Annotated in this window: 20 protein-coding genes; 14 read left to right on the top strand and 6 right to left on the bottom strand. The window is 53.4% G+C overall.

Annotation, left to right across the window (positions count from 1 at the left end):
- Positions 1 to 42 precede the first annotated feature (42 nt).
- Positions 43 to 330, bottom strand: coding sequence for a putative quinol monooxygenase (locus JEM67_RS10715; protein ID WP_013812431.1), 288 nt, complete (start codon positions 328 to 330; stop codon positions 43 to 45).
- Positions 331 to 554: 224 nt separating this feature from the next.
- Here JEM67_RS10715 and pyrC point away from each other — a divergent pair, with 224 nt between their 5' ends.
- From pyrC to JEM67_RS10680, 7 genes are all read left to right on the top strand, one after another.
- Entirely contained in the window at positions 555 to 1,601 is a 1,047-nt protein-coding gene (pyrC, locus tag JEM67_RS10710) for a dihydroorotase (RefSeq protein ID WP_199637291.1), read from the top strand.
- A 78-nt stretch (positions 1,602 to 1,679) separates the two neighbouring features.
- On the top strand, positions 1,680 to 1,919 hold the full coding sequence (gene dinI / locus JEM67_RS10705; protein WP_006324660.1) for a DNA damage-inducible protein I: 240 nt from the start codon (positions 1,680 to 1,682) through the stop codon (positions 1,917 to 1,919).
- Between the two features lie 139 nt (positions 1,920 to 2,058).
- Positions 2,059 to 2,331, top strand: coding sequence for a hypothetical protein (locus JEM67_RS10700; RefSeq protein ID WP_199637289.1), 273 nt, complete (start codon positions 2,059 to 2,061; stop codon positions 2,329 to 2,331).
- Between the two features lie 187 nt (positions 2,332 to 2,518).
- Positions 2,519 to 2,773: a biofilm formation regulator BssS gene (gene bssS / locus JEM67_RS10695; protein WP_004943025.1), complete on the top strand. Its 255-nt coding sequence runs from the start codon at positions 2,519 to 2,521 to the stop codon at positions 2,771 to 2,773.
- 144 nt (positions 2,774 to 2,917) lie between these two features.
- Positions 2,918 to 4,033, top strand: a complete 1,116-nt coding sequence (gene solA, locus JEM67_RS10690) for an N-methyl-L-tryptophan oxidase (protein ID WP_199637287.1) — start codon at positions 2,918 to 2,920, stop codon at positions 4,031 to 4,033.
- A gap of 223 nt (positions 4,034 to 4,256) precedes the next feature.
- Entirely contained in the window at positions 4,257 to 4,883 is a 627-nt protein-coding gene (locus JEM67_RS10685; protein ID WP_199637285.1) for a LuxR C-terminal-related transcriptional regulator, read from the top strand.
- Between the two features lie 112 nt (positions 4,884 to 4,995).
- Positions 4,996 to 5,112, top strand: coding sequence for a DUF2770 family protein (locus JEM67_RS10680; protein WP_006324655.1), 117 nt, complete (start codon positions 4,996 to 4,998; stop codon positions 5,110 to 5,112).
- A 111-nt stretch (positions 5,113 to 5,223) separates the two neighbouring features.
- Here JEM67_RS10680 and JEM67_RS10675 read toward each other — a convergent pair whose 3' ends face one another.
- Positions 5,224 to 6,276, bottom strand: coding sequence for an AI-2E family transporter (locus tag JEM67_RS10675; protein WP_199637282.1), 1,053 nt, complete (start codon positions 6,274 to 6,276; stop codon positions 5,224 to 5,226).
- Between the two features lie 437 nt (positions 6,277 to 6,713).
- Between JEM67_RS10675 and JEM67_RS10670 the strand changes: the two genes are divergently transcribed.
- Entirely contained in the window at positions 6,714 to 7,268 is a 555-nt protein-coding gene (locus JEM67_RS10670; protein ID WP_013812425.1) for a cytochrome b, read from the top strand.
- Between the two features lie 23 nt (positions 7,269 to 7,291).
- Positions 7,292 to 7,870, top strand: a complete 579-nt coding sequence (locus tag JEM67_RS10665) for a YceI family protein (protein ID WP_004943016.1) — start codon at positions 7,292 to 7,294, stop codon at positions 7,868 to 7,870.
- A 72-nt stretch (positions 7,871 to 7,942) separates the two neighbouring features.
- Here JEM67_RS10665 and JEM67_RS10660 read toward each other — a convergent pair whose 3' ends face one another.
- A complete protein-coding gene (locus JEM67_RS10660; RefSeq protein WP_199637280.1) occupies positions 7,943 to 9,010 on the bottom strand; it encodes a rhodanese-related sulfurtransferase in 1,068 nt (355 codons plus the stop codon).
- A 207-nt stretch (positions 9,011 to 9,217) separates the two neighbouring features.
- Here JEM67_RS10660 and JEM67_RS10655 point away from each other — a divergent pair, with 207 nt between their 5' ends.
- On the top strand, positions 9,218 to 10,315 hold the full coding sequence (locus JEM67_RS10655) for an NADH:flavin oxidoreductase/NADH oxidase (protein ID WP_199637278.1): 1,098 nt from the start codon (positions 9,218 to 9,220) through the stop codon (positions 10,313 to 10,315).
- Between the two features lie 18 nt (positions 10,316 to 10,333).
- Here the strand turns inward: JEM67_RS10655 and JEM67_RS10650 are convergent, their stop codons facing one another.
- Complete coding sequence (locus tag JEM67_RS10650) at positions 10,334 to 10,495, bottom strand: hypothetical protein (protein WP_013812422.1); 162 nt, start codon at positions 10,493 to 10,495, stop codon at positions 10,334 to 10,336.
- Positions 10,496 to 10,773: 278 nt separating this feature from the next.
- On the opposite strand from JEM67_RS10650, the gene JEM67_RS10645 reads away from it, so the two are divergent.
- The 4 genes from JEM67_RS10645 to JEM67_RS10630 all read left to right on the top strand — a co-directional run bounded on the left by JEM67_RS10645 (position 10,774) and on the right by JEM67_RS10630 (position 15,603).
- Positions 10,774 to 11,694, top strand: coding sequence for a Kdo(2)-lipid IV(A) acyltransferase (locus tag JEM67_RS10645; protein ID WP_013812421.1), 921 nt, complete (start codon positions 10,774 to 10,776; stop codon positions 11,692 to 11,694).
- Between the two features lie 112 nt (positions 11,695 to 11,806).
- Entirely contained in the window at positions 11,807 to 12,091 is a 285-nt protein-coding gene (locus JEM67_RS10640) for a YciI family protein (RefSeq protein ID WP_013812420.1), read from the top strand.
- Between the two features lie 246 nt (positions 12,092 to 12,337).
- On the top strand, positions 12,338 to 13,576 hold the full coding sequence (mdtG, locus tag JEM67_RS10635; RefSeq protein ID WP_013812419.1) for a multidrug efflux MFS transporter MdtG: 1,239 nt from the start codon (positions 12,338 to 12,340) through the stop codon (positions 13,574 to 13,576).
- Between the two features lie 473 nt (positions 13,577 to 14,049).
- Positions 14,050 to 15,603 (top strand): peptide MFS transporter, encoded by a 1,554-nt coding sequence (locus JEM67_RS10630; RefSeq protein WP_199637276.1) that lies wholly within the window; start codon positions 14,050 to 14,052, stop codon positions 15,601 to 15,603.
- Positions 15,604 to 15,652: 49 nt separating this feature from the next.
- On the opposite strand, the gene JEM67_RS10625 is transcribed toward JEM67_RS10630, so the two are convergent.
- Positions 15,653 to 16,051, bottom strand: coding sequence for a VOC family protein (locus tag JEM67_RS10625; RefSeq protein WP_199637274.1), 399 nt, complete (start codon positions 16,049 to 16,051; stop codon positions 15,653 to 15,655).
- On the bottom strand, positions 16,051 to 16,470 hold the full coding sequence (locus JEM67_RS10620; RefSeq protein ID WP_199637273.1) for a YeeE/YedE family protein: 420 nt from the start codon (positions 16,468 to 16,470) through the stop codon (positions 16,051 to 16,053). The genes JEM67_RS10625 and JEM67_RS10620 overlap by 1 nt, the downstream gene beginning before the upstream one ends.
- Position 16,471: the final 1 nt, after the last annotated feature.

Below are 16,471 nucleotides of genomic sequence, written 5' to 3'. Positions count from 1 at the left end.
AAACCCGCCAAATGGCGGGTTTTTTCTTGCCAAAAAATCGGTTCAGGCAATTTTTTTCAATTGTTTGATATCCAGCAAGTCCAGCTTGCCGTCGAGCTGGCTGACAAATTGTTTAAAGTGCTCGGTGGCGTTGTGTTTTTCCAACGCTTCTGCGCTTGCCCAACGCTCGAAGAACACGAAGGTGCCAGGCTGTTCAAGATCGCGGTGCAGATCATACTGCAGATTGCCCAGCTCCTGACGGCTTGGTTCTATAATCTCATGCACAGTGTCGCTGACGGCGGACACAAATTCAGGTTTCGCCTGCAGGGTAGCAATAACTCGTACTTCCATTTCTTTCTCCCATTCCACATGATAAACGTTGATAACCCAGCAGTTATGACGCGGGGATCGTTAAAATCCCTGTCACTATGCGCCCGAAAGCCAATTGATTTCAACTTGGCGTGAACAAACAGATGCATCAAAGACGCTTTCCGCTTATCCTTATACCCCGGCGTGAATAACCCCCATTATTCGCTTTTATATAGACGTGTTTCTGACCGCCGGAGCCTTGCAACATGACCGCACAACCTCAAGCCCTGAAAATCCGCCGCCCTGACGACTGGCACATCCATCTGCGTGATGACGACATGCTGAAAACGGTTCTGCCCTATACCAGTCAGGTATTTGGCCGGGCGATTGTGATGCCGAATCTGGCTCCGCCAATCACTACCGTAGACGCTGCACGGGCTTATCGTGACCGCATTCTGGCCGCAGTACCTCAGGATCACGATTTCACCCCATTGATGACCTGCTATCTGACCAACTCGCTGGCCGCTGCCGAATTGGTCAACGGCTTTGAGCAAGGCGTGTTCACCGCCGCCAAGTTATATCCTGCCAACGCCACCACCAACTCCAGCCAGGGTGTCAGCGATGTGAAAGGCATCTACCCGCTGTTTGAACAAATGCAGAAAATCGGTATGCCGCTGCTGATCCACGGTGAGGTGACCGACGCAGCCGTAGATATTTTCGATCGCGAGGCGCGTTTTATTGAACAGGTTATGGAGCCCATCCGCCGGCAGTTCCCAGAGTTGAAAATCGTCTTCGAGCACATCACGACCAAAGAAGCGGCTCAGTATGTGCAGGAAGGCAATCGTTTCCTTGGCGCCACAATCACCCCGCAACACCTGATGTTTAACCGCAACCATATGCTGGTTGGTGGTATCCGCCCGCACCTGTTCTGCCTGCCGATCCTGAAACGCAACATTCATCAGGATGCACTGCGTAAAGCCGTCGCCAGCGGTTCAGAACGCTTCTTCCTCGGCACCGACTCGGCACCGCATGCCAAGCACCGCAAAGAGTCTAGCTGTGGCTGTGCCGGCGTATTTAACGCCCCGAATGCAATTCCGGCCTATGCCAGCGTATTCGAACAACTGGGCGCGCTGGAACATCTGGAGGCCTTCTGCTCGCTGAACGGCCCGCGTTTTTATGGCCTGCCGGTCAATGCCGACTTTATCGAACTGCAACGTGTACCGACGACGCAACCGGAAGAGATAGCCATGGGGAATGAAACGGTTGTGCCATTCCTGGCTGGAGAGACCTTGAGCTGGTCAGTGAAGGCGTAAAATCTTTTTTAACGCAACCCCTTGCTCCCGCACGGACTTAACTGTATAAATAAACAGTAAATCGCTTCGGGGGCAATCATGCGTGTTGAAGTCACTATAGATAAAACCAGACCGCTACCGCCAGGGGCAATTGAAGCCCTGACCGGCGAGCTGGGCAAGCGGGTAAATCGTCAATTTCCAGATGCCGTAGTTCAGGTCCGTTATGCCGGTTCCAACGGACTTTCTGTGCTTGGCGGCCTAAAAACGGATAAAGACCTTATCGCTGAAATCCTCCAGGAAACCTGGGAAAGCGCAGACGAGTGGTTCAGCGCAGAATAACACTGCAATGCTGTTTTTGCCGGGGGGTCGCTCCCCGGCTTTTTTGCTTTTGAAGCCCCACTCACCCTCCTTCAATTTTATGCTGGAAGAAAAGCCTTATCTGGTCTGTACTGAATGTTTTTAACAGAAGGTGTTTGACATGGTCCCGGACAAGATAAAATCTGAAGAAACGATGACTTTCGGCGAGCTGCTGGTGCTGATTGGCGATCAAAAACGGCGCTTGAGCGTATTGGAAGTCGCGTTCTCCTATCTGGCTTTTGGTCTGGATGACAAAGCCAATCAATTGCTGATCCACAGCCTGAAACTGGAAGCGCAAAATCAGAATCGCGATGCCGAAACGCAGCAACATTTCGCGCATCTGGCCGCAGAGCTTGAGAAACGGTTACACAGCACGCCTCCTGATGCTGAATGATTGCCGCATGCCCGTCACGCAGGCCTCCTTGGCCAGCCAGTAGAATAATTATATTTATTTTGCAAAAAAGGATGGAAAAACCCCACCGCAGAAACCATATGCGTATACTGTAATTGCTCACATGATGATGAGCCGCATTGATCCTCGTTAGTCACTCACGTTAGTTACTACTCAATAAGGGGTCTTTATGGACAGAAATGATGAAGTAATTCAGACACACCCGCTTGTTGGTTGGGATATTAGTACTGTCGACGTTTATGACGCCATGATGATACGCCTTCATTACCTGTCTTCACTAGACCAGACGCCAGAAGAAGCCCAAGTAGACAGAACGCTTTGGTTAACTACAGATGTCGCACGCCAATTAATCAATATTTTAGAAGCCGGCATTGCCAAGATTGAAGCAACGGATTACCAGGACCTTGATCGTAAAAAGCACTAATTTTCTGCTCCAAAAAGCCTAAGGCGCCAGCGATTATCTCTGGCGCCTTTTTCTTTGCCGGCACAGCAGCGCAACGGGTGCATTGCTGCGCCCAACCTTTTATCATAGCCCGATAAGAAACGTATATCAGAGAGGTTACGGCACGTGGAATATGACTTAATTGTTGTGGGCAGCGGTTCGGTAGGCGCAGCGGCGGGTTACTATGCTACGAGATCCGGCTTGAAAGTATTAATGATCGACAGCTCGATGCCCCCACACCGTAACGGCAGCCACCACGGCGATACACGAATCATCCGCCATGCCTATGGCGAAGGTGAAAAGTATGTGCCACTGATTCTGCGTGCCCAGGCCTTGTGGAACGCACTGATTCAGCAAACCGGCGAAGAACTGTTTCAGGCCTGCGGAGTACTGAACCTCGGGCCGCAGCATTCTGAATTCATCAACAATGCCCAACGCAGCGCGCAAAAGTTCCGCCTCAACACGCAAAACCTTAGTGCAGAACAGATTAACCAGCGTTGGCCCGAATTCAACGCGCCTGAGGGCTACATTGGCGTGTTTGAGCCCGATGCCGGGTTCCTGCGCTCGGAACAGGCCGTCGCCAGCCTGATCAAACTGGCTAATGAAGCCGGCTGTAGCCAGCTGTTCAACTGCCCTGTCAGCGCAGTGGAGCCTATTGATGGCGGTGTCGAAGTGGTCACCTCTGAAGGCCGCTTCCAGGGCCGAAAAGCGGTGGTTACCGCCGGCACCTGGGTAAAAGCTCTGCTGCCGCAGTTACCGATCGCACCGCTGCGGAAAGTATTTTCATGGCATCAGGCGGATGGCCGTTACAGCGTCAATAACCGTTTCCCGGCTTTTACCGTTGAGGCTCAGGACGGCAACCATTATTACGGTTTTCCCGCCGATAACGACGGGCTGAAAGTGGGTAAGCATGACGGCGGCCAGGAGATGGATGCGCCAGAGCAACGCAAACCTTTCGGCAGTTTTACCAGTGATGGCACTGAAGTCTTCCAATTCCTGCGCCAATTTTTACCGGGTGTAGGGGTATGTTTACATGGGGAAGCATGCAGTTACGATATGAGTCCGGATGAAGATTTTATTATCGATACCGTCCCGGGATGCGATCGACTGATGGTCATCAGCGGTCTGAGCGGCCATGGTTTCAAGTTTGCCAGCGTGTTGGGTGAGATCGCCGCCCTGTTTGCCGAAGATAAAAACCCGCCGGTGGATGTCTCACCCTTTACGCTAAAACGTTTTAATTAAGCTTTTCCCATTGGCGAACCGCACCCGCTAACCCGCGCGGGCTGCGGTTCACCCCTCGGTTACAATTCACCACGTCTATAACTCATTAAAAAATAATATAAAAAATCTTGCCACGGAAATTTCTGACACAAGTATCCGGATTTCCGAATTGATACTCTATGGTGTAAGTCTTATTTTACAGCTGATATGCCCAAGTAATTTTTCGATCAACAAGGACGTCACCATGAAACTGCTTGTCGTGGACGAATGCTGCTTCACCCGGGTCGGAATCGACAACTATTTTTCTGACCATGTTTTCGCTCAGACCACCTGTTGTCACAGCATTGAGCAGGCGATGCCGCTGCTGAGCAGTTACCAGCCGAGCCACATCTTGGTAAACCTGACCAAGCATTGCCGCTATAACGACGACGATACTCAGTTGCAGGCTTTTATTGAGGCCAGCCCCTCTGCGCTGCTGTTTATTTATCTGGACACGCCTTATCCCTACAGCGAAACGCCGATGCGCATCGCTGATAACGCCTTCCTGTTCAACAAAAGTATTTTGCCCGTTACCCTGCGTATGCTGAGGGAAAAACCTGTTGCACTGATGGATGTTGGCGTTGAACACTCCCTGTTCAGCCCGCAAGAACTGACGGTGATGAAACACTGGATGGCGGAAATGCCGAATTACCGCATCGCGAAAAAGCTGCAAATCAGCTCACACACGGTGTATGTTCACAAACGCCATATCACGGAAAAAATCAACGCCCGCAACCGGTTGGAGTTTTACTCTCTCTATAATGTACTGCGTTATTTCTATCCGCCAAGCGCGCCGGCCGCCCCGATATCGCAGTCTCTGCTGGCCGTATAACCTGTTCAAAGAGGTGGAATTCACCTCTGCTCCCACACTTTGCCCTTTCGCAGTATTAACGTTAGCTACAAAAATACTATAATCAGCGGTCCTAACCTTTTGGCTGCTTAGAATGCTAAACAAAATACTGTCGGCGATCGTCAACAATGTACGCGAACATCTGGTGCTGTACCTCTGTCTGTGGCTACTGGTGCTGGCGCTTGATGTCTATTTCTTCTTTATGACCTGACTCAAGGCGCTACGCTAACCTTCCCCCATGTGTGTTTCAGGCGTTTCTAAGCCCCCGGCAGGTTGCTGCCACGGATGCGCTATGCACCAGCCTCCCTTCTGATTTTGTTCTTTACTCCGGGGTAACTTTCTTGCCCGGCCGACCATCGCCGAGGATAATGGCCATTTTATGCCCCCCGTCAGTGTTTTCCAGCGCGATACGGGCAATAATCGTCAGTGGTACCGAGAGCAACATGCCTACCGGCCCCATCAGCCATCCCCAGAAAATCAGCGAAAGAAAGACCACCAGCGTCGACAACCCCAGCCCTCGCCCCATGATCCTCGGCTCCAGCATATTGCCAATCACCAGATTGATCGTGATAAAGCCCCCCGCCACCACTAACGCATCACCAAAGCCGTTAAACAACAGGGCCTGAATCAATGGCGGAATAGCGGCAATCACCGAACCTATATTGGGAATATAATTCAGCAAAAATGCCAGTAATCCCCAGATAAATGCAAAGCGTACGCCGACCGCAGCAAGGAACACCCAGACAATAATGCCGGTCGCCAGACTGATCGCCGTTTTAATCACCAGATAACGAGTTACCCCCTCAAGCGCGCGCTGAATATTGGCAATCCCCTCGCTGGGCTTGTCCAACGCCTGTTGCAGCTTGTAAGGCAGCAACTGTACTTCAAACAACATAAACACCACGGTCATCAGCAGCAGGAAAATATTAGTCATAGCGCCGGAAAGGTGGCTCAGCAGACGAGTCACCAGGTTCATCGCTGCGCTGGGATCGACATACTGCAGCATCGCCACGGTGGACACGGTAATGTTGAAACGATCAGCGTAATGTTGTAACTCGCGCAGTTTTTCCATCATCATGCCGCGGTATTGCGGCAATGAACGGGCAAGCTCATTCAACGAGGCACCCAGCATGCCGATAAACAGCATCAGCACCACCACCACAGCCACCACCAATAAGCTAACCCCCAACACGCGCGGTATCCGCCAGCGTTCGAGTTGCGCCACCAGCGGGTTCAGTACCATCGCCAGAAATACCGCCAGCATGAACGGCACCACGATGTCTGCCGCCGCTTTAATACCGACAAGGATAATCACCAGCATCGCCAGCATAATGGCCAGATGCAGGCTGCGATCGGTCAAAAGGGTTCGGCCCATGACATTTCCTTTGTATTGACAATCCAGGCCCACAAGGCCACCAAATGCCTCTTATGTTAGCAAACTCTGCCGCTGCCGCGCAGGTAAACTGCCGATAAACACCTGCCAGCAAGAAAATCCCCCCCCTTGCTAAAATCAGACTGGAAATAATCGACACTCTTTGCTAGCGGATTATTTGTTAAAAAAAAGACCGTATTTACGCAAAATGACAAAAGCTGACAGAAATAAATAAAATCATTTAATTTCAATGATTAAAGAAAAAACACACTCAAATGATGATATTCACTACGACGATTTCACTGATTAACTTCCCGCAATCTTCCGCAAATTCACTGATTGATATTCTAAAGAAGTAACATAGTTAAATTTATTATTGATTTTATGTTTCTTAAAGTTTAATTATTGCACCCAGAAAATGATGAATGTAAGGAAACAAGATGCTTTGGAAAAATACCGCCAGCCGTTTTGGTCATATTTCAGTGCTAATCCATTGGCTGGTTGCGCTGACGGTTTACGGCATGTTTGCCCTGGGCTTATGGATGGTCACGCTGGGCTATTACGATGTCTGGTATCACCAGGCACCGGAAATTCATAAAAGCATCGGTACACTGTTGTTCATCGTCATGGTGGTTCGGGTGGTCTGGCGTTTCGTTTCACCGCCGCCAAAACCGCTGGCCAGCTACGGTCGCTTTACCCGCATCAGTGCGATACTGGCTCATATCGCGCTGTATGTTGTGCTGTTCAGCATCCTGATCAGTGGCTATCTGATTTCCACCGCCGACGGCCAGGCGATCAGCGTTTTCGGCTGGTTCGACATCCCCGCCACGGTCACCGGCATGGCTGAACAGGCCGATACTGCCGGCACTATCCACCTTTATCTGGCCTGGACCGTCGTCGTGCTCTCGCTACTGCACGGCCTGGCTGCGCTTAAACATCACTTTATTGATCGTGATGTGACTTTGAAACGGATGCTGGGTAGCAGCGCCGATTAACCTTTGGATTTATGGAGATTGCTATGTTGAAGAAAACCGTATTGGGCCTGACCGCAGGCGCACTGCTGCTGAGCGCCGGTTCCGCGCTGGCTGCCGACTACAAAATTGACAAACAAGGGCAACACGCCTTTATCGAATTCCGCATCCAGCACCTGGGTTACAGCTGGTTGTACGGCACCTTCAAAGACTTTGATGGCGGCTTCACCTTCGACGAAAAAGATCCGTCCAAGGACAAGGTTAACGTCACTATCAATACCGCCAGCGTCGACACCAATCACGCCGAACGCGACAAACATCTGCGCAGTGCGGAGTTTTTGAACGTGGAAAAGAACAAACAGGCCAAGTTTGAATCCACCGAAGTGAAAAAGAGCGGTGACGGCTATGCAGTGGTCGGTAATCTGACGCTGAACGGCGTTACCAAACCGGTCACGTTGGACGCCAAACTGATCGGCCAGGGTAATGACCCATGGGGTGGCTACCGCGCCGGCTTTGCGGCCAACGGTAAAATCAAGCTGAAAGACTTCGGCATCACTACCGATCTTGGCCCGGCATCGCAGGATGTTGAGCTGATTATTTCTGTCGAAGGCGTACGCGCGAAGTAATACTACGTTCTATGAGTTGCTTGAAAGGCGACAGGTATAAAGCGCGGCAAATCTGCCGCGCTTATCATTGGCTCAGCTTGCTGGGCCTTCATCCTCAGGTGCCGGAATGTGCATCGTGGTCTGCAACAACCCTTTCGACTTATTGAAAATCTTGATGCCATTTTCACGACCGGCTCGGCGAGCGCGCTGTTCTTCACGCGGCAACCTCAGCTCTTCGCGGCAGATCTCGCTGCAACAACCTTCAAATTTGGCGGCGCAGGTCGGGCACTGAATAAACAGCAAATGACAGCCGTCATTCTTGCAGTTGGTGTGAGTATCGCAGGCGGCGCCGCACTGGTGGCAATTGGCGATCACATCGTCAGAAATCCGCTCCCCCATGCGCTCGTCGAACACAAAGTTCTTGCCGACAAACTTCAGCGGCAATCCCTGCTCTTTCGCTTTGCGTGCGTACTCGATAATCCCGCCTTCCACGTGGTAGACGTTTTTGAAGCCGTTATGCAGCATGTAGGCACTGGCTTTTTCACAGCGAATACCGCCGGTGCAGTACATGACAATATTTTTGTCTTTATTGTCCTGCAGCATCTCAACCGCCATCGGCAGTTGGTCGCGGAAAGTGTCTGAAGGCACTTCGATGGCGTTTTCAAAGTGGCCGACTTCATATTCGTAATGGTTACGCATATCCACAAACAGCGTATCCGGATCGTCGATCATCTGGTTGACGCGATCGGCCTGCAAATACTCGCCCACATTCGCCGGGTTGAAGCTCTCATCGTCAATCCCATCGGCGACGATGCGATCGCGCACCTTAAGGCGCAGCACCCAGAAGGATTTACCGTCATCTTCCAAGGCGATATTCAGGCGCACCTGATCCAGCGCCGGGTGCGAGGCAAACAGAGCGGCTTTAAACGCGTCGAACTTGTTCTGCGGCACGCTGATCTGCGCGTTGATGCCCTCTTTGGCCACATAAATGCGGCCAAATACCTTCAGCTTGTCAAACTCAACGTACAGGCTGTCGCGAAACGCTTTGGGATCGTCGATGGTGAAGTATTTATAAAAAGAAACTGTGGTGCGTGGCTCTGTTTCCGCCAGCATGCGCGCCTTCAGTTCCTCATTAGAAATTCGGTTATGTAACACTGGCATGGTGTACTTTCCTGTCTTTCGGGAGGTGGCTTATTTTGAACTCGCAGGCCGCAGGCCCACGCGCGGCGCACATAATACCCGAAAATGTCGCTCAAAACAGCATTAGCCCGGCGGCAATGTTTAACGCTGGAAACTTGACGCCCGTCACAAACCCCGATAAGCCTAATGGTAGTTTGCTTTCTCTTTACCACGGATCCGGAGGACGTTATGAGTCAGTTATTTACCCCGATTTCACTGGGGGAGCTGGATTTACCCAACCGTATTATTATCGCCCCTATGTGCCAATATTCTGCCGACGAGGGCAAAGCCACCGCATGGCACACCATGCATCTCGGCCAGCTGTCATTGTCGGGCGCAGGGTTATTGATCGTAGAGGCCACCTCAGTCGCGCCTGAAGGGCGCATCACGCCCAGCGATCTCGGCCTGTGGGACGATGCTACCGAACAGGCGCTGGCGCAGGTGGTGCAGGCAGTGAGAAAACACGCCTCCATGCCATTAGGCATTCAACTCTCCCACGCTGGCCGCAAGGCCTCCTACGGCATTCCCTGGGAGGGCGGCGGGCAACTCAGCGCCGCACGCGGTGGCTGGCAAACCCAATCCGCCTCCACCCTGCCCTTCTCACCGCATGATGCCCCCCCTGCAGCGATGAGTCTGAACGATATCGAACGGTTGAAAGCGCAGTTCATTGCGGCGGCAAAACGCGCCGATCGCCTGGGCTTCGAGCTGATTGAACTTCATGGCGCGCACGGCTATCTGCTGCACCAGTTCCTTTCCCCCCTGGCCAACCAGCGCAACGATCAATACGGCGGCTCGTTGCAAAATCGCATGCGCTTGCTGCTGGAGATTTTCAGTGAAGTGCGCGCGGTGTTCCCGGCGAGAAAAGCGCTCGGCGTGCGGGTTTCCGCCAGTGATTGGGTGGAAGGGGGTTGGGATGAACAGCAATCGGTGGCGCTGGCGAAAGCGTTGAAAGAGTTAGGTTGCGATTATATCCACGTTTCCAGCGGCGGCCTTTCGCCTCAGCAGAAGATCCCGGTCGGCCCGAGTTATCAGGTGCCGTTTGCCGAAATCATCAAACGCGAAAGCGGCCTGCCAACTATCGCTGTGGGACTCATCACCGAGCCGGAACAGGCTGAAGCGATTGTCGCCACCGGCCAGGCGGACATGGTGGCGCTGGCGCGCGGCATTTTGTACAACCCGCGCTGGCCGTGGCACGCCGCCGCCAGGTTAGGTGAAAAAGTCAGCGCACCGCCACAGTACTGGCGTTGCGAGCCCCACGTATTGAAAGGGCTGTTTAAAAACGACTGACAGGCACGGCTTGGGCGCTCAACGCCCAAGCCGACATTCGGTAAAACCGGAAATCACTATCCCCGCCAACAGCACCCCTCCTGCAACCGCCAGCAGAGGGTTAAACTGCAGGTGCGCGCCCAGACTGCCCAATAATGCCCCAAGGATCAGCAACCCAGAACTTAACCATGATGCCCACATAACTCCCCCTCTGAATAATTGCGCGGTCATGATACGCATCTCTTGTCCGCAGACCTTATCCTTTAGAGCGATTTAGCCGAATTAATAATCATGTTATGTCCAGTCATCACTTAAAATGATGTATTAATGCGGTGCCTTTTCACGTTGCGCGAGAAAAATGTCACAATGGTCCTTATAAACGGCAGAAAAAGCGGGATGAATAAAATCTCCGTCTGAAGGATAAACCCTGCTATTACTCTGTTATTATTGTTAAATGACTGCTTCTAAGCTGAGAACACATGACTCAAGTTCCTTCTTTTAATCGCACTTTATTGCACCCGCGTTACTGGCTTACCTGGTTCGGTATTGGCCTGCTTTATTTGCTGGTATTACTGCCTTACCCGATTATTTACCGCCTCGGAACCTCACTGGGCCGTTTTTCCATGCGTTTTCTCAAGCATCGCGTGGCGATTGCCCGGCGTAACCTGACGCTGTGCTTCCCTAATATGCCGCAGGCCGAACGCGAAGCGCTGCTGGTGCAAAATTTTGAGTCCGTCGGCATGGGGCTGTTTGAAACCGGTATGGCCTGGTTTTGGCCAAACTGGCGTATCGAGCGCTGGTTCCACGTCAGCGGGCTGGAGCACATTCAAAAAGCGCGCGACAACCATCAGGGTGTTTTGCTGATCGGTTTGCATTTCCTTACGCTGGAACTGGGCGCACGTATCTTTGGCATTCATAACCCGGGTATCGGCGTCTACCGCCCACACGACAACAAGCTGATGGACTGGCTGCAAACCTGGGGCCGCATGCGTTCCAACAAGTCCATGCTGGACCGTAAAGACGTGAAGGGCATGATCCGCGCGCTGAAACAGGGTGACATCATCTGGTATGCACCGGATCACGACTACGGTCCGCGCAGCAGTGTGTTCGCCCCGCTGTTTGCCGTGGAGAAGGCAGCGACCACCACCGGCAGCTACATACTGGTGCGGATGGGCAAACCGGCGATCATTCCCTTTACCCCGCGTCGTCTGCCGGATGGCAAAGGTTATGAGTTGATTATGCAGCCGGCAGTGGAAAACTTCCCGCTGGACAATGAGTTCGTGGCCGCCGCGTATATGAATAAAGTGGTGGAAAAAGAGATCCTGATGGCACCGGACCAATACATGTGGCTGCACCGCCGCTTCAAGACCCGGCCCGAAGGCGAGCCCTCGTTATATTGACCGCAACCCGCCTTATGGCGGGTCATTTTGTGCTCTGGGTATTGAGAAACGGGGATAATGGTGAGAGGGTAATCATCCTGATCGTACTCACTATTTTCACCCTGGAGCCGTTATGTATATCGTTAGCCTGACTTACCATCGCCCGATAGAAGAAGTTGACAGCCATCTCGAGGGACATGTCGCCTGGCTGAAAAAATATTTCCAGGACGGTACCTTCATCGCCTCCGGACGTAAAAATCCGCGTACCGGCGGTGTGATTCTGGTGAAAGGCATTGACCGTGCGCAGTTGGATACCATCGTGGCGCAGGATCCGTTCAACGCCGTAGCCAACTACGACATTACCGACTTCACCCCCTCCACCACCGGCAACGGTTTTGACGTGCTCGCCGGGCTGTAAGTCTCTCTGAATTTCAGGTTGCCCTCAACAGCGATGGCGCTTGATAACCACCGGCATATTCCGCGCAGCCAGCGCGGAATACCGGCAACGCGTTATTTTTAAAACTTTATTTCATTTTCCGAATAACCCCCGCCACATCAATTGATGCTACCTGTAATTAGGCGCATACTTACCAAGCTAACTTTCTTGCTTTGCCCCCTGTTTTCGCCTGCGAGCAAAGCGCATCACCTTCTGCAACGGTAATTTATGGCTCCGGTACCAGAACCAGTAAACTGGAAACGCAACCTGTTCGTCGCTTGGCTGGGATGCTTCCTCACCGGGGCCGCCTTCAGCCTGATCATGCCCTTCCTGCCGTTATACGTAGAAACGCTCGGCGTGACCGGCCACGAAGCGCTGAACATGTGGTCCGGCCTGGTGTTCAGCATCACCTTCCTGTTCTCCGCCATTGCCTCCCCCTTCTGGGGCGGGTTGGCCGATCGTCGTGGGCGCAAATTGATGCTGCTGCGCTCGGCATTGGGTATGTCGATTGTGATGCTTCTGATGGGGATGGCGCAGAATATCTGGCAGTTTTTGGCCCTGCGCGCGGTGCTTGGCTTGCTCGGTGGTTTTATTCCCAACGCCAATGCGTTGATTGCCACCCAGGTGCCGCGCAACCGCAGCGGCTGGGCGTTGGGCACCCTGTCCACCGGCGGCGTTAGCGGCGCGTTGATTGGGCCGCTGATAGGCGGCCTGTTGGCCGACCAATATGGCCTGCGACCGGTGTTCTACATCACCGCCGCCGTGCTGTTACTCTGCTTTGTGCTGACGCTGCTGTGCGTCAAAGAACAGTTCACCCCGGTGCAGAAAAAAGACATGCTGCACGCACGCCAGGTCTTTGCTTCACTGAAAAACCCCAAACTGATACTCAGCCTGTTCGTCACCACCATGATTATCCAAATTGCCACCGGATCAATCGCGCCGATTTTAACGCTGTATGTGCGCGACTTGGCCGGCAACATCCATAATCTGGCTTTTATCAGCGGCCTGATCGCCTCGGTGCCCGGCGTCGCCGCGTTGATGAGCGCACCACGGCTGGGCAAACTGGGTGACAGAATTGGCCCTGAGCGCATTCTGGTATTTATGCTGATTGTCTCGGTGTTGTTGCTGATCCCCATGGCCTTTGTACAAACGCCGTGGCAGCTCGGCGTATTGCGCTTCCTGCTTGGCGCCGCCGACGGTGCACTGTTGCCGGCCGTGCAAACGCTGCTGATCTATAACTGCAGTAATCAGGTCGCCGGGCGGATTTTCAGTTATAACCAGTCGTTCCGCGACGTGGGTAACGTCAGCGGTCCGCTGTTGGGCGCTGCGGTCTCCGCCAGCTACGGTTTCCGGGCGGTATTTTGCGTCACCGCATTGGTCGTGCTGTTTAACGCCGCGTATTCCTGGTGGTGTTTGCAACGCCGGACGACACGAATGAGAGAAGACACTCTGCAGGAAGAGCAATAACCGCATTTATCACTCACTGATTCACTTAAAGGGGGCTAGGGTCCGTTTACCCTACTTTTCGTATTGATACCTTTCGCCGTTTCCCTTTCCGCATCAACCAGAAAAATATTAATGTAATTACCTGTTTTTAAAAAAGTAATTAACTTTTAGCACAATAAACCCGCTGTCAATGACATTCCCTCCCAAGCCAACATAAAAACCAAGAAAAGAGATGTTTGTCGACTTTTCATCTAAAAAATGGGATATAGGGACTAGACAAAACCACCATCCAGCTATCAAATGGTTAAATAATATCACGCCAGATGTAAATCACTGGCCAAGTGAAAAAAGGTCGGCGCGCTTTCCACGGTTAACGGGCGCTACGGCTGCGGTTTTGTCGGGTAATCCGCATTGGGTGGATCACCTTCCTTAAATACACATACATACCACAGTATAAGCCGCATAAGTGCGGCGCATTTTATTGGGAAGACGTTATGCAATCCTCTGTTAATAACCAAGAAAGCCGGACCTTCTTCGGCCATCCTTATCCGCTGGGATCCCTGTTCTTTACCGAAATGTGGGAGCGGTTCTCGTTTTACGGCATTCGCCCATTACTGATCCTGTTTATGGCCGCCACGGTCTATGACGGCGGCATGGGTCTGGCACGTGAAAACGCCTCGGCGATCGTCGGTATTTTCGCCGGTAGCATGTATCTGGCGGCCTTGCCGGGCGGCTGGCTGGCTGACAACTGGCTGGGCCAGCAAAAAGCGGTGTGGTACGGCTCCATTCTGATCGCGCTCGGTCACCTGTCGATCGCATTGTCTGCCGTCATGGGCAACAACCTGTTCTTCATCGGCCTGATGTTTATCGTGCTGGGTTCCGGCCTGTTCAAAACCTGTATCTCGGTAATGGTCGGCACCTTGTACAAAAAGGGCGACAACCGCCGGGACGGTGGTTTCTCGCTGTTCTATATGGGCATCAACATGGGCTCATTCATCGCCCCGCTGATCTCTGGCTGGCTGATCCGCTCTCATGGCTGGCACTGGGGCTTCGGCATCGGTGGTATCGGGATGTTGGTGGCGCTGGTGATCTTCCGGGTATTTGCCGTTCCGGCAATGAAACGCTATGACAGCGAAGTCGGTCTCGATTCCACCTGGAACAGCCCGGTCACCAAGAAAAACGGCGTCGGTGCCTGGTTAATCGCATTGGCCGTTGGCGTGGCGGTGATCGTCACCCTGATCGCACAGGGCGTGATCGTGATTAATCCGGTGGCGGTGGCCAGCATGCTGGTTTACGTGATTGCCGTTTCGGTGACCCTGTACTTTATTTACCTGTTTGCCTTTGCCGGCCTGAGCCGCAAAGAGCGCGCCCGCCTGCTGGTGTGCTTTATCCTGTTGGTCTCCGCCGCGTTCTTCTGGTCGGCGTTCGAGCAGAAACCTACTTCATTCAACCTGTTTGCCAACGACTATACCAACCGTATGATTGGCGGCTTCGAGATCCCGGCGGTCTGGTTCCAGTCAATCAACGCCCTGTTCATTATCCTGCTGGCGCCGGTATTCAGCTGGGCCTGGCCGGCTCTGGCGCGTAACAAAGTGCGCCTGAGCAGCATCACCAAGTTTGTTATCGGTATTCTGTTTGCCGCTGCGGGCTTTGGCCTGATGATGCTGGCCGCGCAGAACGTACTGGGCAACGGCGGTGCGGGCGTGTCCCCGCTGTGGCTGGTGGGCAGTATTCTGATGCTGACGCTGGGTGAGCTGTGCCTAAGTCCAATAGGGTTGGCGACCATGACCCTGCTGGCCCCGGAAAGAATGCGCGGTCAGATGATGGGCCTGTGGTTCTGCGCCGGCGCATTGGGCAACCTGGCGGCCGGTTTGATTGGCGGCCATGTGAAGGCCGATCAGTTAGAAATGCTGCCGAACCTGTTCGCCCGCTGCTCAATTGCGTTGCTGATCTGCGCTGCAGTACTGACGCTGCTTATCGTCCCTATCCGTCGCATGATGGAAAACACCCAGGGTAAAAGCGAGCAGAAACCGGCCACCAACACCTGATAACGCGTTCTCTTTCACCTTCAAGCCAGCGCCCGGTGCGCTGGCTTTTTTATTTTCCCCACGCCTGCCGTTGCAGCACCACGCGGTAACCGTCCAGATCTTCGAAGGTCTGCCCGCCGTTATCCCAATAAGGATTGTAAGAGGCCACGTGCCGAAAACCGGCGGCCAACATGCGTCGGCACCCTGCGCGCCATTCTCCTTCTTGCGGCAGATAAAACACCAGCAGGTGATCCTGCGTTGGCGCCAGCCCCACCCTTACGCCGTGATGGTGGGTAAACTCCAGGTGGTAGCCGTGCTGCGGATGCCCGACCATTACGCCGTCAAACCCCTGATGATCGGCAAATTCCCCCAACCGTTCGAACCCCAGTCCCTCGCAGTACATGGCCGCAATGTCCTGCAGACGATCGGTCGGGCGCGCAATACGCAGCACCGCGTTGGCTATCGGCATTATTTTCTCCGTATCATGATGAATTCATACAGCGCCATGCCCGCCAGCATCGCCGCCACGAACAGCCAACCGGGTAACGAACCTGCCCCCGCGAGCACCCACGCCGGCCCGGGGCAGATACCCGCCATGCCCCAGCCAATGCCGAACAGCGCGCTGCCCGCCAGTAAACGGCGATCCAGACGCCGGTTGGTGGGAACGAGCAACGTCTCGCCCAACAGCGTTCTCTGTCGACGCCGGGCCCACAAAAACGCCGGAGCCGCTACCGCAATCGCCCCCACCATGACCAAAGCCAGCGACGGGTCCCAATGGCCGGTAATATCGAGAAAGGCCAGCACCTTGGCCGGGTTGGCCATGCCGGCGATAATCAGACCCAAGCCGAAAATGACCCCACTCAGCAGCGCAAATAGAATTCTGAACATG

It is taken from the genome of Serratia sp. PAMC26656 (assembly GCF_016469055.2).
Lineage (GTDB): Bacteria > Pseudomonadota > Gammaproteobacteria > Enterobacterales > Enterobacteriaceae > Serratia > Serratia plymuthica.
The sequence above is the reverse complement of the archived record's forward strand: the minus strand, read 5'-3'. Positions and strand labels throughout refer to the sequence as shown.

Excerpts from the sequence above, each read along its gene's own strand:
- JEM67_RS10715 (WP_013812431.1), bottom strand. The coding sequence starts at position 330 with ATGGAAGTACGAGTTATTGCTACCCTGCAGGCGAAACCTGAATTTGTG.
- pyrC (WP_199637291.1), top strand. The coding sequence starts at position 555 with ATGACCGCACAACCTCAAGCCCTGAAAATCCGCCGCCCTGACGACTGG.
- dinI (WP_006324660.1), top strand. The coding sequence starts at position 1,680 with ATGCGTGTTGAAGTCACTATAGATAAAACCAGACCGCTACCGCCAGGG.
- JEM67_RS10700 (WP_199637289.1), top strand. The coding sequence starts at position 2,059 with ATGGTCCCGGACAAGATAAAATCTGAAGAAACGATGACTTTCGGCGAG.
- bssS (WP_004943025.1), top strand. The coding sequence starts at position 2,519 with ATGGACAGAAATGATGAAGTAATTCAGACACACCCGCTTGTTGGTTGG.
- JEM67_RS10685 (WP_199637285.1), top strand. The coding sequence starts at position 4,257 with ATGAAACTGCTTGTCGTGGACGAATGCTGCTTCACCCGGGTCGGAATC.
- JEM67_RS10680 (WP_006324655.1), top strand. The coding sequence starts at position 4,996 with ATGCTAAACAAAATACTGTCGGCGATCGTCAACAATGTACGCGAACAT.
- JEM67_RS10675 (WP_199637282.1), bottom strand. The coding sequence starts at position 6,276 with ATGGGCCGAACCCTTTTGACCGATCGCAGCCTGCATCTGGCCATTATG.
- JEM67_RS10670 (WP_013812425.1), top strand. The coding sequence starts at position 6,714 with ATGCTTTGGAAAAATACCGCCAGCCGTTTTGGTCATATTTCAGTGCTA.
- JEM67_RS10665 (WP_004943016.1), top strand. The coding sequence starts at position 7,292 with ATGTTGAAGAAAACCGTATTGGGCCTGACCGCAGGCGCACTGCTGCTG.
- JEM67_RS10660 (WP_199637280.1), bottom strand. The coding sequence starts at position 9,010 with ATGCCAGTGTTACATAACCGAATTTCTAATGAGGAACTGAAGGCGCGC.
- JEM67_RS10655 (WP_199637278.1), top strand. The coding sequence starts at position 9,218 with ATGAGTCAGTTATTTACCCCGATTTCACTGGGGGAGCTGGATTTACCC.
- JEM67_RS10650 (WP_013812422.1), bottom strand. The coding sequence starts at position 10,495 with ATGTGGGCATCATGGTTAAGTTCTGGGTTGCTGATCCTTGGGGCATTA.
- JEM67_RS10645 (WP_013812421.1), top strand. The coding sequence starts at position 10,774 with ATGACTCAAGTTCCTTCTTTTAATCGCACTTTATTGCACCCGCGTTAC.
- JEM67_RS10640 (WP_013812420.1), top strand. The coding sequence starts at position 11,807 with ATGTATATCGTTAGCCTGACTTACCATCGCCCGATAGAAGAAGTTGAC.
- mdtG (WP_013812419.1), top strand. The coding sequence starts at position 12,338 with ATGGCTCCGGTACCAGAACCAGTAAACTGGAAACGCAACCTGTTCGTC.
- JEM67_RS10630 (WP_199637276.1), top strand. The coding sequence starts at position 14,050 with ATGCAATCCTCTGTTAATAACCAAGAAAGCCGGACCTTCTTCGGCCAT.
- JEM67_RS10625 (WP_199637274.1), bottom strand. The coding sequence starts at position 16,051 with ATGCCGATAGCCAACGCGGTGCTGCGTATTGCGCGCCCGACCGATCGT.
- JEM67_RS10620 (WP_199637273.1), bottom strand. The coding sequence starts at position 16,470 with ATGTTCAGAATTCTATTTGCGCTGCTGAGTGGGGTCATTTTCGGCTTG.